The organism is Pedobacter sp. UC225_61, assembly GCF_044452285.1.
GTDB lineage: Bacteria > Bacteroidota > Bacteroidia > Sphingobacteriales > Sphingobacteriaceae > Pedobacter.
In genome coordinates this window covers 846,851-860,551 of the sequence record NZ_JBIOAL010000001.1, presented here as the reverse complement: position 1 = coordinate 860,551, position 13,701 = coordinate 846,851, and the positions used below count along the sequence as shown (strand labels likewise).

The window sequence follows — 13,701 nt, the reverse complement described above, 5'->3', positions numbered from 1 at the left end:
AATGAATGGCTAAATTAAAACTCTAAATTACTTTTTTATTTTTGAGCAAACTGTAACATTCTTTTCTCTTTAAATGTATTTTGAGAAATAAGTGGTTTTCATTAAAATCTTTAGCGCTTATACATTCAATATGTTAATTTTGGGACATGATTTACTCAAATGCATCACATAAATTAGAAGATAGATTTTTTACCTATGTAAAAGTAGATACTCAATCAGATCCAACTTCTAAAACTTGCCCATCAACCTTAAAACAAAAGAATTTAGCCAAAGTATTGGTTGCCGAATTGTTAGCAATAGGTATTGAAGATGCACACATGGATGACTTTGGTTATGTGTATGCAACCATCCCAAGTACTAGCCAAAAGCAAGTTCCTGTAATTTGTTTTTGCTCGCATATGGATACTTCGCCAGATTGTAGTGGTGAAGATGTAAAACCAATTATTCATAAAAATTACCAAGGGGAAGATTTGATTTTGCCAGATGACAACTCCATCATTTTAAAGTTAGAGGAACATAAAGATTTAAAAGATCAGCTAGGAAATGATATTATAACAGCAAGCGGTACCACACTTTTAGGAGCAGATAACAAAGCAGGTTTAGCAGAAATTATGGAAGCTGCTGCTTTTCTAGTTCAAAACCCAAGTGTTAAACATGGCACAATAAAAATATTATTTACGCCAGATGAAGAAATTGGAAGAGGTGTAGATAAAGCAGATTTGAAGAAACTGGGTGCTGATTTCGCTTACACGGTTGATGGAGAAACATTGGGTTCTATTGAAGATGAAACATTTTCTGCTGATGGCGTAAAACTAATTATAAATGGGGTAAGTGCTCATCCAGGTTTTGCAAAAGGCAAAATGGAAAGTGCAATTAAAATTTTGGGAGACATTTTATCAGCTCTGCCAAAAGATAAATTAACTCCAGAAGCTACAAGTGGAAAAGAAGGATTTATTCATCCAGTAAGTTTTAACGGGCATGCAGAGCAAGCAGAAGCCCAATTTATCATTAGAGATTTTGATGATGAACTGCTGAAATCTCACGAGACTTTTTTAGAGAATTTAGTTAAAGAGGTTTTGAGATCTTATCCTAATGCTACATACGAATTTGACGTAACGGAGCAATACCGAAACATGAAAAAAGTGCTAGATAAATATCCCCAACTAATTGAAAATGGAGTAGAGGCAATTGAAAGAGCAGGCTTAACGCCAAAAAAACAAAGCATTAGAGGAGGAACAGATGGTTCTCGTTTATCGTTTATGGGATTGCCGTGTCCAAATATCTTTGCCGGCGAACATGCTTTTCATGGTAAACAAGAATGGGTTTCAGTACAGGACATGGAAAAAGCAGTGCAAACCATTGTAAATATTGCCTGTATCTGGGAGGAAAAAGCGTAGCCTCCGAAAGTCGTCACTCTGAATTTATTTCAGAGCCTTCTATTTAGCGGGTGTTGAAATAAATTCAGCATGACTATATCGATTAGCCAATTAAGGTTAATCGAGCTAAATATTGGTCTTCGCCATCATCAAAAACAATTTCGCAGTCCCAACCATTTTCATGTGCAGTACGCAGTAAAGTTTCTTGATCTAAATACAGCCAATTAAACCAACTGCCTTTTTGCTTTTTATATTCGTAGCAATAACTAACTTCTCCGTAATACTTATTTTCTGGTTTTGAAATTTCCGTGTACAAATAAGCAATATCAGAGCTATCAAAAAGTAATTGCCCATCAGGATTTATTAATGTTTTCGCTTTTCCTAAAAAATCAATAAAGCCAGATAAAGTTCCAGTTAAACCAATACCGTTCATTAAAAGGAGAAGCGTATCGTATTTTTCTGTGGTTTTAAAAACATCTTGTTCAACGGCTTTTTTAATGCCACGTTGCTGCATTAATTTCACAGCATCTGCGGATATATCAATAGCCGTTACATCAGCACCTGCCTCTTGTAAAATTAATGCATGACTACCTACTCCAGCACCCACGTCTAAAACTTTTCCATAACAGAGAGTTAGGGCTTTATGTTCTAAATCGGGCATTTCTTCAAAGTTTCTAAAGAAGATGTCGATTGGCATCTCTTCAGGCTCATCGTAAGAATTATGCAGCCACAAAATATCGGCTTTGCCTTTTTTGTAAAAATCAGTTAAAGCATTTCCAAAAACATCCATGTTTCAAAGATAGTTTATTGGTTAGCCTTATACTCAAATTTAGGCCTTAACTTTTGCTAAATTATCTTTTACTAAACTTCCTACGGCATTAAGTTTGTCTTTAGAGCTATCTAAAAGATCACAAAACCAATCCGTAACTTTTCCTTTTAATTCGTCATCTTTATCAGCCGCAATAACTAAGGCAACAACTGCCCCTAGGGCAGCACCAGCCAATAAACCAGTTAATATTTTCGTTTGCTTTGTCATAATTCAAGTTTTAATAAATTTCTAACAATATAAAAACGGATTTGTTCTTTATAAGTTGCATTTTTAATCTTTACTTAGTTCATATGCTCCAAAAACTATCTTACTTTAATTTAACAGTAGCATTACTTTACGGGTTGATTTATTTAAAAAATGGAACATTTAATTCAACAGCAGGAATTTTTGTGGTAATAGTTTTTAGCTGGCTATGTTTAAGAAGCTATCAGCTTGATAATTACCAATGGAAAATTTGGCATTACTTAACAGGATTATGGTGTTTATACTTTATTGGAACACTACTATATGGTGCAATATATATTATCCGCCCTGCTATTGAATACGACTTTATGAGCAGTGATACAGCTACTTATCTAACCATCAGCTTTATTTTTTCTATTTCAGTTATAGCACATTTCATACTTTACTTTTCAAAAAACTACAAGGAATTGAAGGCATAATTTTTTAAATTTGAGTAAGACCGAAACTTAAAAAACAAAAAAATGAAAAGATTAACTATTGCTTCGTATTTTGTATTGTTACTCGCAGTAGCATGTAACAACGAAAAAAAAGGCACTTCTGCAGATAGTGCAAAGGTAGATACAGCTGCCAAAACAACTACTCCAGTAGATACTGCCGCTATGAATAAGGCATGGGCAGCATACATGGCGCCAGGCGATCCTCATAAAATGATGGCAGCAGCCGATGGGAAATGGGATGCAGAAATTACCATGTATTATTCGCCAGACCAACCCCCTAGTGTAAATAAAGCAGTTTGTGAAAATAAAATGATTCTAGGCGGACGCTATCAACAATCTACTTATAAAGGATCTTTTGAGGGCATGCCTTTTGAAGGGATAAGCACATTAGCTTACGATAATTCAAAGAAAATTTACGTAAGTACCTGGGTAGATAATATGGGAACTGGTGTAATGTATTTAGAAGGAACATTTGATGCTGCAACAAAAACCATGAACATGAAAGGTAAAGCAACAGATGTAGTTTCTGGTAAAGATATTACGATTAGGGAAACCTTGAAATTTATTGATGACAATACACAACAAATGGAAATGTTCGATACAAAAGACGGCAAAGAAGTTAAAACCATGTCGATTAACTTGAAAAGAGCAAAGTAATTTTATAAGTAATGATAATTTAACGCCCAAGCATATTGCTTGGGCTTTTTTTATGATTTGCATTCTGCAGAAAAATAAAACTAAGGGACGTTTATTTTACCAGCCAACATAACAAATCAAAGGTTATTTCTCCCACATTCCTCCTAGTATGCTCCTGCATTTCTCCTACAAAACGCGGTTTGAGAAGAACAAACCTAGGGTAATCCTCGAAGAACACTAGGACAACGCAAGTTTTATACTGACATTTCTGGACATTCACAGACATTTTCGGACAGTGTAAATCGTCGCTTTTAGGATGCGAATAAACTTGGTTTTTAATGGTTTTATCAACAAAAACCTACCACTTTACTTTGCCTGACTAAAAACCTTCAACTTTTTTCGTCTCAACTCTTTGGTAATTAAAGTATTCTCCCTATCTTTGCAGTCCCTAAAAAACAGGGATAATAACTATTTTTTAACAAATTAAATAAAAGCAAGTGAATACGTTAAGTTACAAAACTGTCTCTGCCAATGCCAAAACTGTTAATAAACAGTGGGTTGTAGTTGATGCACAAGGAGAGATTTTGGGGCGCTTGTCTTCTAAAATCGCAATGATTATTAGAGGAAAAAACAAGCCAGAGTTTACCCCAAACGTAGACTGCGGTGATAACGTTATCGTTATTAATGCAGACAAGGTAAAACTGACAGGAAACAAATTAAGCGATAAGCAATATGTTTCTTATACTGGTTACCCAGGTGGTCAGAAATTTATTTCTCCTAAAGAATTAATGGCAAAACACCCTACTCGCGTAGTTGAGAAGGCTGTTCGTGGTATGTTACCAAAAACAAAATTGGGCAAAAAATTGTACACCAATCTTTTTGTTTACGCTGGTTCGGAGCATCCGCACTCGGCACAATCTCCAAAAACCATTAAACTTTAATTAAAAGAGAAAAGAAATGTCAGTTACAAATACTTCAGGTAGAAGAAAAACTGCAGTTGCCCGTATCTATTTAAAAGACGGCAGCGGCGTTATTACCGTTAACGGTAAAGACCACAAAGAATATTTCCCAACATTACCATTACAATACATTGTTAACCAATCTTTAGAAGTTTCTGAATCGGTTGGTAAATTTGATGTAACTGTAAATGTTAACGGTGGTGGAGTTACAGGACAAGCACAGGCTATTCGTTTAGCTATCGCTAAAGCCATTGTTGAATTAGATGCTGAGAAAAAACCAGCATTACGCGCTAAAGGGTTAATGACCCGTGATATGCGTATGGTTGAACGTAAGAAACCAGGACGTAAAAAAGCACGTAAGAAATTCCAATTCAGTAAACGTTAATCTTAAGGAGACAAACACAATGGCAAGAACTACATATCAAGACTTATTGGATGCAGGTGTACACTTTGGTCACCTTACCCGCAAATGGAATCCGAAAATGGCACCATATATTTTTATGGAGCGCAACGGAATTCACATTATAGATTTAAATAAAACTTTAACTAAAACTGAAGAAGCTGCAGCAGCGATTAAACAAATCGTAAAATCAGGTCGTAAGATCTTATTCGTGGCTACTAAGAAACAAGCTAAAGAAATCGTTGCTGAACAAGCGAAAAAAGTAAACATGCCTTTCGTAACCGAGCGTTGGTTAGGTGGTATGTTAACCAACTTTGCTACAGTACGCAAGTCAATTAAAAAGATGGTTACCATCGATAAAATGACTAAAGATGGTACTTACTCAATTCTTTCTAAAAAAGAGCGTTTGATGATTCAACGTGAGCGTATCAAATTGGAAAGTTTATTAGGTGGTATTGCAGACTTAAACCGTTTACCGGCTGCAATTTTCTTAATCGACGTTAAAAAAGAGCATATTGCTGTAGCAGAAGCGATGAAATTAAACATCCCAACTTTTGCAATGGTGGATACTAACTCTGATCCATCTAACATCGATTTCCCAATTCCAGCGAATGATGATGCAACTAAATCAATTTTATTGATTACTGATGTAATTATCAAAGCTATCGAAGAAGGTTTAGACGAGCGCAAACGCGAAAAAGATGATGAAGCTGAAAAAGAAGCTGTAGCTGTTAAAGCTGCTGCTGATGCTCCAGAAACTAAAGAGCCAAGAGAAGCTGGTGCTAAAAGACCAACTAAAAAAGAAACTGCTGAAGCACAAGCGTCAACAGAAGATACTACAGAAGCTTAAATTAAGTTGTGGGTTGAGAGTTACGAGTTGCGGGTTTACCCATAACCTTGTAACCTTCAACCCATAATATTTTATAAAAAAAAATAAAAAACATACAAAATGTCTACAGTACAAATTACTGCCGCAGATGTAAATAAATTACGCCAACAAACCGGAGCCGGTATGATGGATTGCAAAAAAGCATTAGTAGAAGCCAATGGCGATTTCGAAGCTGCTGTTGATTTATTACGTAAAAAAGGTCAAAAAGTATCTGCCGCTCGTTCTGGTAATGCTACTTCTGAAGGTCAGGTATTAATCAATATTTCAGCAGATGGCACAAATGGTAAATTAGTTGCTTTAGCTTGTGAAACTGAACCAGTTTCTAAAGTTGAAGATTTTCGTAATCTTGCTCAAGCTGTTTTAGCTGCGGCAGTTGCGAACAATCCTGCTACTGCTGATGAATTAGCAGCAATTACATTAGAAGATGGACGTACAGTTGCAGAAACTATCACTGAATTGACTGGTAAAATCGGAGAGAAAATTGTTATCCAAGAATATGCAAATATTTCTGGTGAGCAAATCGTATCTTATATCCACTCGAATGGTAAAATGGGCGTTTTAGTAGTATTTGAAGGCGCAAATGGCGCAGATATTACTGAAGCAGGTAAAGATGTTGCAATGCAAATTGCTGCAATGAACCCAGTTGCTGTTGATAAAGATGGTGTTGATCCTGCTACTATTGAGCGTGAGATTGAGATCGCTAAAGATGTTATCCGTCAAGAAGGTAAACCAGAAGAAATGGTTGAGAAAATTGCTGCTGGTAAATTGAATAAATTCTACAAAGACAGTACATTATTAAACCAAGAGTTTGTTAAAGATGGTTCAATCGATGTTCGTAAATTCTTAGACCAAACAGTTAAAGGATTAACAGTAACAGCTTTCAAAAGAGTACAATTAGGTTCTTAATTAAGAACATTTTATAAGAAAAGGGTCGGTTAATTTTAACCGACCCTTTTTTATTTCCGTTTTGCAGTATAACTGCCTACTTCCTTACCTACATCATTTAACATACTAACCTTGATTTCACTAGCATTGGCAGTAATTTTAGTTAATGTTCTAGTTCCGTCTCTTGGTCCACCACCTATTATTAAAGGGTAATTGTTTAGTGCTTCATTTGGTTGGTGTACTTTATAGGTATGGGTATGTCCACTTAAAACTAAATCTACTTTCCCTTGATTTAATAAAGGTTCAAATAATTCAGTGCAATGCTTAGGTCCATGCGCATCTCCAGAAAAACGAGGTGGAATATGCATTAATACAATTCGAAATGGAGCTTTTTTAAATACTTTAGAGTTGATTTCATTTTTAAACCACTCTGCCTGTTCAATTCTGTATTGATCAAAATCAACTATTCCTGCGTAAACTGGATGCGCATCTTCTTTATCTTCACCCGTGTCTAAAATCACAAAGCGAACTGGACCAACACTAAATGCATCGTAACCTACATGTTTAAAATATTGAGGAAATTCTCTGGCAAATTTTCCCCGAGTTTCGTGGTTCCCCCTTACATAAATGAATGGTGTTTTCTTGGCAAATGAATCAACACAAGGTTTTAGCATGTGATCAATAATTTGCTGTTCATCCGTTTGATAATCAAAAATATCTCCATTAAAAAAGATAAAATCATTCTTCTTTTCTTTATCTAAATCCAATAATAAAGGAATAGATTTTGGACGATCATGAATATCGTTTAACATTAAAAATGAAACATCCTTTTTAGTAGTATCTGTATTGATAAAACTTTCAGTTTCAGTATTGATCGTATTTCCATAGGTCAGTTTATACGGTTGAAAATCTTTTATCTCTTTAGAATAAATCCGATAGTAATACGTTTTTCCTGGAATTAAGCCTTTAAGCGTAACACAATTTAATTTGCTATTTGCAGGCTTTAGTCCTAATTCGGCTTTTCCATATGCTTTTTGATTTAACTTATCAGGAGAATCGCCAAACTCTACCCAACCAGCGGCAACTTTGTTTGTCAACCATAAAATACTCATCTCATTACCAAAATTGGTTTGCAAATATGGTCCAACTGAAAGTGCAAATTCATCAGCCTTTTCTGGCAAACTCGCTATTGTTTGCAATGGATTGATAAATGCTGTAGCGCCAAGAGCTAATGTGGTTTTAAGAAAATTTCTTCTTTGTGAGGTCTGTATTTTATCCATTTTTGAAGGTTTCTAGCAACCAATATAAAAGATTAAAATATTACCTTAGCACAAATCACCTGCTTAACATGATGCAAACGTTTGATATTTACAACTATTTTGATGGAGATACGATAAAGCCTTTAAAAGGATTAGAAATCGCAGATGGAAAAATTAAATCTGTACTAGAGTCCGAAAGTGTTTCACAAAGGGAAAATCTTATTATCCCAGGGTTTATTGATCTCCAAATTTATGGCGCTGGAGGAAAGTTGTTTTCTGCATACCCAACCGTAGAAGCATTAACCATAATTGAAGAAAATCTTTTAAAAACGGGTACAACCAGTTTTCTGATCTGCATTGCAACAAATACGCCTGATGTTTTTAACGCATGCATTACAGCTGCTAAAGAACATAGAGGAATAGCAAAAAATTGTTTAGGTCTGCATTTAGAGGGCCCATTTCTTAATCCAAAACGTAGAGGCGCCCATGTGAGTGAATTTATCCGCAAAGCAACACTTGATGAAATTAAAGCATTACTTGATTTTGGCGATGGTGTAATTAAAATGATGACCATTGCTCCAGAATTACAGGACGAAAAGGTGATTCAATATTTGTTGGATAATCAGGTTGTGGTATCATTAGGGCATAGTGATGCGAATTTTGAACAAGCCACAAAGGCCTATGACTTAGGTATACAAACCACCACACATTTATTTAATGCAATGTCTCCAATTCATCATAGAGAACCAGGCATTCCGACTGCAGTTTTTAATCACAATAAAGCTATGGCAAGCATCATCGCTGATGGCAATCATGTAGATTTTGAAGTGATAAAGTTTAGTCAGAAACTGTTAAAGGAAAGAATGTTCTTAATTACCGATGCAGTAACAGAATGTTCATCAGGTCCTTATCAGCACCAGTTAGTAGGAGATAAATTTGTAATGCCAGATGGAACCTTATCAGGATCGTCTTTAACAATGTTGCAAGCCGTTAAAAACTGTGTAAACCAGTGTGGTATTGATCTAAAAGATGCGCTAAAAATGAGTTCAATGTATCCGGCAAAATTAATTGGAGAAGATAATTTAAAGGGGAAAATCCAATCTGGCTACCAAGCGGACATGCTGATTCTAGATCAAGAATTGAACTTAAAAGAAGTAATATTCCAAGGAGAATCCATCCACAACTAAATAATTACATCAATTGTTTAAAAGCATAGCGGCTAAGTAAAAAATTGTTAATATTTTTGAGGTCATGAAGTATAAACGGATTTTACTAAAATTGAGCGGTGAATCGTTAATGGGCGATTTACAATACGGTATTGACAATGAACGCGTTAGACAATATGCTGAAGATATTAAAGCAGTTCACGACAAAGGTTTAGAAATAGCAATTGTTATTGGAGGAGGAAATATTTTTAGAGGCTTAAGCGCAGAAAAATCTGGAATGGATAGGGCGCAAGCGGATTACATGGGCATGTTAGCTACAGTAATTAATAGCATGGCTTTACAAGATGCTTTAGAAAAAGTAGGCATAAAAACCCGCTTGTTATCTGCTATTAAAATGGAGCAAATTTGCGAACCATTTGTTAGAAGAAGAGCTGTTCGACATTTAGAAAAAGGACGTGTAGTTATTTTTGGTGCAGGAACAGGAAATCCATATTTCACAACAGATTCTGCAGCTGCATTAAGAGCAATTGAAATTAACGCAGATGTGGTATTAAAAGGAACTCGCGTTGATGGAATTTATACAGCAGATCCTGAAAAAGATCCAACTGCAACAAAGTATACGGAGATTTCTTTCAAAGAAGTGTACGCTAAAGGATTGAACGTAATGGATATGACTGCTTTCACGCTTTGCGAAGAAAACAAAGTCCCAATTATCGTTTTCGATATGAATAAAACCGGTAACTTCATGAAAATTGCCAATGGCGAAGAAATAGGCACGTTAGTTCAGGGCTAATCTTAACCATTTTTTATATTTTTGTATAAATACAACACATTATGAACGACCTCATAAAGAAACAATTAGAAGATGCACAAGTAGCAATGGAAAAAGCAATTGCTCATTGCGAGGCTGAATTAACAAAAATAAGAGCGGGTAAAGCATCAGCAGGAATGCTAGATGGTATTATGGTAGATTATTATGGAGCTGCTACCCCTTTAGCACAAGTTGGTGGTATTACTACTCCAGATGCACGTACTTTAATCATCCAACCTTGGGAAAAATCTCTATTAGTACCAATAGAACGTGCTATTATGGAAGCCAATATTGGTATCAACCCACAAAATGATGGTGTAATTATTCGTTTAGTTGTACCACCATTAACAGAAGAACGTCGTAAGGACTTAGTGAAAAAAGTAAAAGAAGAAGCGGAGAGAGGACGTATTACTGTTCGTAATATTCGTAAAGATGCTAACAGTAAAATTCAAAGGCTAAAAGGTGAAGGTGTTTCTGATGATGAAATCAAAACTGGCGAAGGCGAGGTTCAAAAAATAACAGATGCATATATTATTAAAGTAGATAAACATGCTGAAGTGAAAGAAAAAGATATCATGACAATCTAATTTATATATCGTTAGAATGTAATTTAAAAGGGAATGCAGCATAGCTTCATTCCCTTTGTTTATTTTTGAAACCCAAACAATAAAAAAAATGAATTTATTACTTCAGTATTTAAAAACACATAAGTGGATTGTGGTTTTGGCGCTTGTATTAGCCGCTTTTAACATAGGTTTCTCTTTAATGGATCCATACTTTACAGGAAGAATTTTAGATAGATTCATCAACAGGCATAACGAATTAAGTAGAAGTGAATATATCTGGGGAGTTTTAGGACTGGTTGGCTTAGCAGTAGGTGCTGCAATGGTTTCTAGAATTGCAAAGAACTTTCAAGATTATTTTACCAATATTATTGTACAAAAGGTTGGTGCAAAAATGTATGCTGATGGATTAAAGCATTCGCTAGAATTACCCTATCAAGTATTTGAAGACCAAAGAAGTGGAGAAACTTTAGGGATTTTGCAAAAAGTTAGATTGGATAGTGAAAAGTTCATCACTTCTTTTATCAGCATTCTTTTTGTGAGTTTAATTGGGTTGATTTTCGTAATCGTTTACTCCCTTTCTGTTAGCTATAAAGTTTCGTTAATTTATGCAGCATCAATTCCAATTATTAGCTTTTTAAGTTGGTTTTTAAGTCGTAAAATTAAAACCATACAACGTTCAATTGTTGCAGAAACTACAGCTTTAGCAGGCTCTACCACAGAATCTCTTCGTAATATAGAATTGGTAAAAAGTTTAGGTTTAGCTAGCCAAGAAATTGAGCGACTAAATAAAACGACCTACAAAATATTAGGCTTAGAACTAAGAAAAGTAAAGTATGTACGTAGCATGAGTTTTGTGCAGGGTACAACTGTAAACTTGGTTCGTAGTACAATGGTGGTGGTGTTATTAATCTTGATATTTGAAAATACAATTTCTCCAGGACAGTATTTCTCTTTCTTATTTTATTCATTCTTCTTGTTTGGCCCTTTGCAAGAACTGGGAAATGTGATTTTATCGTGGAGAGAAGCGGAAGTGTCGCTAGGTAATTTTAAAGCTATTTTAAATACACCTGTAGATAAAAAACCTGTTAATCCTGTTCGACTAGAAAAGATAGAAACCTTAGCATTTTCGAATGTAAGTTTTAAACATTTATCGGGTAGAACAAATGCGTTAAATAACATCAGCTTTGCTACTAATAATGGAGAAACCATTGCATTTGTAGGTCCATCAGGTTCTGGGAAAACAACGTTAGTGAAATTGCTGGTAGGCCTTTATCAACCAATTGAAGGTGAAGTATTGTACAATAGAACTTCAGGAAGAGAAATAGATTTAGATCAGTTGAGAGAAAAAATAGGGTTCGTAACACAAGATACACAACTGTTTTCTGGAACAATTAGAGAGAACTTACTTTTTGTAAAACCTACTGCAAGCGACGAAGATTGTATGCGAGTTCTACATCAAGCTGCTTGTCAGAATTTATTAGCAAGAGCAGATAAAGGTTTAGATACTGTAATTGGAGAAGGGGGTGTAAAAGTTTCTGGCGGAGAAAAACAACGTCTATCAATTGCTAGAGCCTTATTACGTAACCCAGACATTTTAGTATTTGATGAGGCTACATCTTCACTAGATTCATTAACCGAAGAAGAAATTACCATGACGATAAGAGATGTGTCGGTTTTAACGAGTCATGTAACCATATTAATTGCACATCGTTTATCAACCATTCGTCATGCAGATCGGATTTATGTTTTAGAGAAAGGACATATTATTGAGCAGGGCAAACATGCAGATTTACTAGCTGAAAAAGGTTTGTATTTCGCCATGTGGAGACAACAAGTTGGTGAGCGAGTAAATGATGAAGTTTTGTCTTAAAGTTTTTATCACATAGACACATAGCTAAGATCATTAAAAAAGATGTTTTCTATCTGTCTATGTGGTTTAAGTTAAATCTGGTCTTCGATTTTATCGGCAGGCTTGATATCGTTTAGCGTTAAAGGCAATAAGCTTTTTGTTTTAAAGTAGGTAATTGCTGCGATACCTAAGGTCATGCTACCCCCAAAAACTACTGCAGGTACGGTTCGCATTAGCTTTGCTGTTAAGCCAGATTCGAAAGCACCAATTTCATTAGATGAACCTATAAACATACTATTTACTGCCGAAACTCTACCTCGCATTTGATCTGGAGTTAAGAGCTGCATAATGGTAGAACGAATAATTACACTTACACTATCAAATGCACCTTCGCAGAATAAGAAGAAAAGTGTTAAATAGAAGCTGGTTGATAAACCATAACAAATGATACTGGTAGCAAAGCCAGCAACAGCAATTAACAAATTGCGCCAAGGTTTATTCATCGGCGAAAACCTAGTCATTAACAGCATGGTAATTACCGCTCCGCTGGATGCCGCAGCTCTCATAAAACCTAAACCTTCTGATCCTACTTTTAAAATATCGTTGGCAAATACTGGAAGTAAGGCAACGGCACCACCAAAAAAAACAGAGAATAAATCTAGGCTCATTGCGCCTAACATCATTTTACTTTTAAAAACAAAGTTGATACCTTCAGTTAGACTTTTTACAATACTTTCTTTTGGAATAAAAGAGGGTTGATGTTTCTTAAGAAAGAAAATACAGATTAAGGAAATAAATATAAAGATGATAATAACAATATAGGTCGGAGTGATGCCGTAAAAGCCATAAATTAATCCACCAGCCGCTGGCCCTAAAATAGAAGCCAATTGCCAGCTAGAGCTGCTCCATGTACTTGCATTTGGATATAAATCTTTTGGTAAAATTTGCGCCATTAAAGAAAATGTAGCAGGTCCAAAAAAGCCTCGAGCTAAACCTACTCCAAAAACCATACAATACATAATAGGTACAATGTAGCTTGTCGGGATGTAAGTATGCATTTGTTTAGAAGTGGCAACTAACATAATTAATGAGCATAAGAATACGCCACTAAATATTTTCAATAATAAACCTCTTTTCTCTGATTTATCGGCAACGTAGCCTCCATATAAAGCAATGCTGATGGCCGGTATCGCCTCACACAGACCGATTAAGCCTAATGCTAATGGATCTTTTGTTAAATGATAAATGTGGAAACCAATAATTACAGCTTGCATTTGATAAGCAAACGTAAAGAAGAAACGCATGCCTAAATAAGAGCGGAATTCTCGGTAACGGAGTGCGGCAAATGGGTCTTTTTTCTCGGTAATGATGGGCTGCTCTTCCAAAGGAATTAATT

15 protein-coding genes are annotated in these 13,701 nt (G+C 35.4%); 11 read left to right on the top strand and 4 right to left on the bottom strand.

Translation table 11 applies throughout. The annotated features are described in order from the left end of the window. Nucleotides 1–146 precede the first annotated feature (146 nt). Nucleotides 147–1,397, top strand: coding sequence for a peptidase T (gene pepT / locus ACHMWN_RS04120; RefSeq protein WP_397297960.1), 1,251 nt, complete (start codon nucleotides 147–149; stop codon nucleotides 1,395–1,397). Nucleotides 1,398–1,479: 82 nt separating this feature from the next. Here the strand turns inward: pepT and ACHMWN_RS04115 are convergent, their stop codons facing one another. Continuing rightward, nucleotides 1,480–2,166 (bottom strand): class I SAM-dependent methyltransferase, encoded by a 687-nt coding sequence (locus tag ACHMWN_RS04115; RefSeq protein ID WP_397297959.1) that lies wholly within the window; start codon nucleotides 2,164–2,166, stop codon nucleotides 1,480–1,482. A 39-nt stretch (nucleotides 2,167–2,205) separates the two neighbouring features. Then, nucleotides 2,206–2,412: a YtxH domain-containing protein gene (locus ACHMWN_RS04110; protein WP_397297957.1), complete on the bottom strand. Its 207-nt coding sequence runs from the start codon at nucleotides 2,410–2,412 to the stop codon at nucleotides 2,206–2,208. A gap of 83 nt (nucleotides 2,413–2,495) precedes the next feature. Here ACHMWN_RS04110 and ACHMWN_RS04105 point away from each other — a divergent pair, with 83 nt between their 5' ends. The 6 genes from ACHMWN_RS04105 (at nucleotide 2,496) to tsf (ending at nucleotide 6,675) form a co-directional block, all read left to right on the top strand. Next, nucleotides 2,496–2,867 carry a hypothetical protein gene (locus tag ACHMWN_RS04105; RefSeq protein ID WP_397297955.1) on the top strand — a complete coding sequence of 124 codons (372 nt, stop codon included), beginning with the start codon at nucleotides 2,496–2,498 and terminating at the stop codon, nucleotides 2,865–2,867. 42 nt (nucleotides 2,868–2,909) lie between these two features. Further along, nucleotides 2,910–3,542 carry a DUF1579 domain-containing protein gene (locus ACHMWN_RS04100; protein ID WP_397297953.1) on the top strand — a complete coding sequence of 211 codons (633 nt, stop codon included), beginning with the start codon at nucleotides 2,910–2,912 and terminating at the stop codon, nucleotides 3,540–3,542. A 476-nt stretch (nucleotides 3,543–4,018) separates the two neighbouring features. Next, nucleotides 4,019–4,462, top strand: a complete 444-nt coding sequence (rplM, locus tag ACHMWN_RS04095) for a 50S ribosomal protein L13 (protein WP_397297951.1) — start codon at nucleotides 4,019–4,021, stop codon at nucleotides 4,460–4,462. Nucleotides 4,463–4,478: 16 nt separating this feature from the next. Continuing rightward, entirely contained in the window at nucleotides 4,479–4,865 is a 387-nt protein-coding gene (gene rpsI / locus ACHMWN_RS04090) for a 30S ribosomal protein S9 (protein ID WP_397297949.1), read from the top strand. A 19-nt stretch (nucleotides 4,866–4,884) separates the two neighbouring features. After that, nucleotides 4,885–5,730 carry a 30S ribosomal protein S2 gene (gene rpsB, locus ACHMWN_RS04085; protein ID WP_397297947.1) on the top strand — a complete coding sequence of 282 codons (846 nt, stop codon included), beginning with the start codon at nucleotides 4,885–4,887 and terminating at the stop codon, nucleotides 5,728–5,730. A 99-nt stretch (nucleotides 5,731–5,829) separates the two neighbouring features. Further along, the gene (tsf, locus tag ACHMWN_RS04080) at nucleotides 5,830–6,675 is read left to right on the top strand and encodes a translation elongation factor Ts (protein WP_397297945.1); all 846 of its coding nucleotides are present in this window, start codon (nucleotides 5,830–5,832) and stop codon (nucleotides 6,673–6,675) included. 50 nt (nucleotides 6,676–6,725) lie between these two features. On the opposite strand, the gene ACHMWN_RS04075 is transcribed toward tsf, so the two are convergent. After that, a complete protein-coding gene (locus tag ACHMWN_RS04075) occupies nucleotides 6,726–7,934 on the bottom strand; it encodes a metallophosphoesterase (RefSeq protein ID WP_397297944.1) in 1,209 nt (402 codons plus the stop codon). Between the two features lie 68 nt (nucleotides 7,935–8,002). Here ACHMWN_RS04075 and nagA point away from each other — a divergent pair, with 68 nt between their 5' ends. The 4 genes from nagA to ACHMWN_RS04055 all read left to right on the top strand — a co-directional run bounded on the left by nagA (nucleotide 8,003) and on the right by ACHMWN_RS04055 (nucleotide 12,326). After that, on the top strand, nucleotides 8,003–9,100 hold the full coding sequence (gene nagA / locus ACHMWN_RS04070) for an N-acetylglucosamine-6-phosphate deacetylase (protein WP_397297942.1): 1,098 nt from the start codon (nucleotides 8,003–8,005) through the stop codon (nucleotides 9,098–9,100). A 64-nt stretch (nucleotides 9,101–9,164) separates the two neighbouring features. Further along, on the top strand, nucleotides 9,165–9,872 hold the full coding sequence (pyrH, locus tag ACHMWN_RS04065) for a UMP kinase (protein WP_182923055.1): 708 nt from the start codon (nucleotides 9,165–9,167) through the stop codon (nucleotides 9,870–9,872). Nucleotides 9,873–9,913: 41 nt separating this feature from the next. After that, nucleotides 9,914–10,477, top strand: a complete 564-nt coding sequence (frr, locus tag ACHMWN_RS04060) for a ribosome recycling factor (RefSeq protein ID WP_397297940.1) — start codon at nucleotides 9,914–9,916, stop codon at nucleotides 10,475–10,477. Between the two features lie 88 nt (nucleotides 10,478–10,565). Then, a complete protein-coding gene (locus ACHMWN_RS04055) occupies nucleotides 10,566–12,326 on the top strand; it encodes an ABC transporter ATP-binding protein (protein ID WP_397297938.1) in 1,761 nt (586 codons plus the stop codon). A 71-nt stretch (nucleotides 12,327–12,397) separates the two neighbouring features. Here ACHMWN_RS04055 and ACHMWN_RS04050 read toward each other — a convergent pair whose 3' ends face one another. Continuing rightward, a complete protein-coding gene (locus ACHMWN_RS04050) occupies nucleotides 12,398–13,690 on the bottom strand; it encodes an MFS transporter (protein ID WP_397297937.1) in 1,293 nt (430 codons plus the stop codon). Between the last annotated feature and the right edge of the window lie 11 nt (nucleotides 13,691–13,701).

Coding starts and splice junctions, on each gene's coding strand:
- pepT (WP_397297960.1), top strand. CDS start 147: ATGATTTACTCAAATGCATCACATAAATTAGAAGATAGATTTTTTACC.
- ACHMWN_RS04115 (WP_397297959.1), bottom strand. CDS start 2,166: ATGGATGTTTTTGGAAATGCTTTAACTGATTTTTACAAAAAAGGCAAA.
- ACHMWN_RS04110 (WP_397297957.1), bottom strand. CDS start 2,412: ATGACAAAGCAAACGAAAATATTAACTGGTTTATTGGCTGGTGCTGCC.
- ACHMWN_RS04105 (WP_397297955.1), top strand. CDS start 2,496: ATGCTCCAAAAACTATCTTACTTTAATTTAACAGTAGCATTACTTTAC.
- ACHMWN_RS04100 (WP_397297953.1), top strand. CDS start 2,910: ATGAAAAGATTAACTATTGCTTCGTATTTTGTATTGTTACTCGCAGTA.
- rpsI (WP_397297949.1), top strand. CDS start 4,479: ATGTCAGTTACAAATACTTCAGGTAGAAGAAAAACTGCAGTTGCCCGT.
- rpsB (WP_397297947.1), top strand. CDS start 4,885: ATGGCAAGAACTACATATCAAGACTTATTGGATGCAGGTGTACACTTT.
- tsf (WP_397297945.1), top strand. CDS start 5,830: ATGTCTACAGTACAAATTACTGCCGCAGATGTAAATAAATTACGCCAA.
- ACHMWN_RS04075 (WP_397297944.1), bottom strand. CDS start 7,934: ATGGATAAAATACAGACCTCACAAAGAAGAAATTTTCTTAAAACCACA.
- nagA (WP_397297942.1), top strand. CDS start 8,003: ATGATGCAAACGTTTGATATTTACAACTATTTTGATGGAGATACGATA.
- pyrH (WP_182923055.1), top strand. CDS start 9,165: ATGAAGTATAAACGGATTTTACTAAAATTGAGCGGTGAATCGTTAATG.
- frr (WP_397297940.1), top strand. CDS start 9,914: ATGAACGACCTCATAAAGAAACAATTAGAAGATGCACAAGTAGCAATG.
- ACHMWN_RS04055 (WP_397297938.1), top strand. CDS start 10,566: ATGAATTTATTACTTCAGTATTTAAAAACACATAAGTGGATTGTGGTT.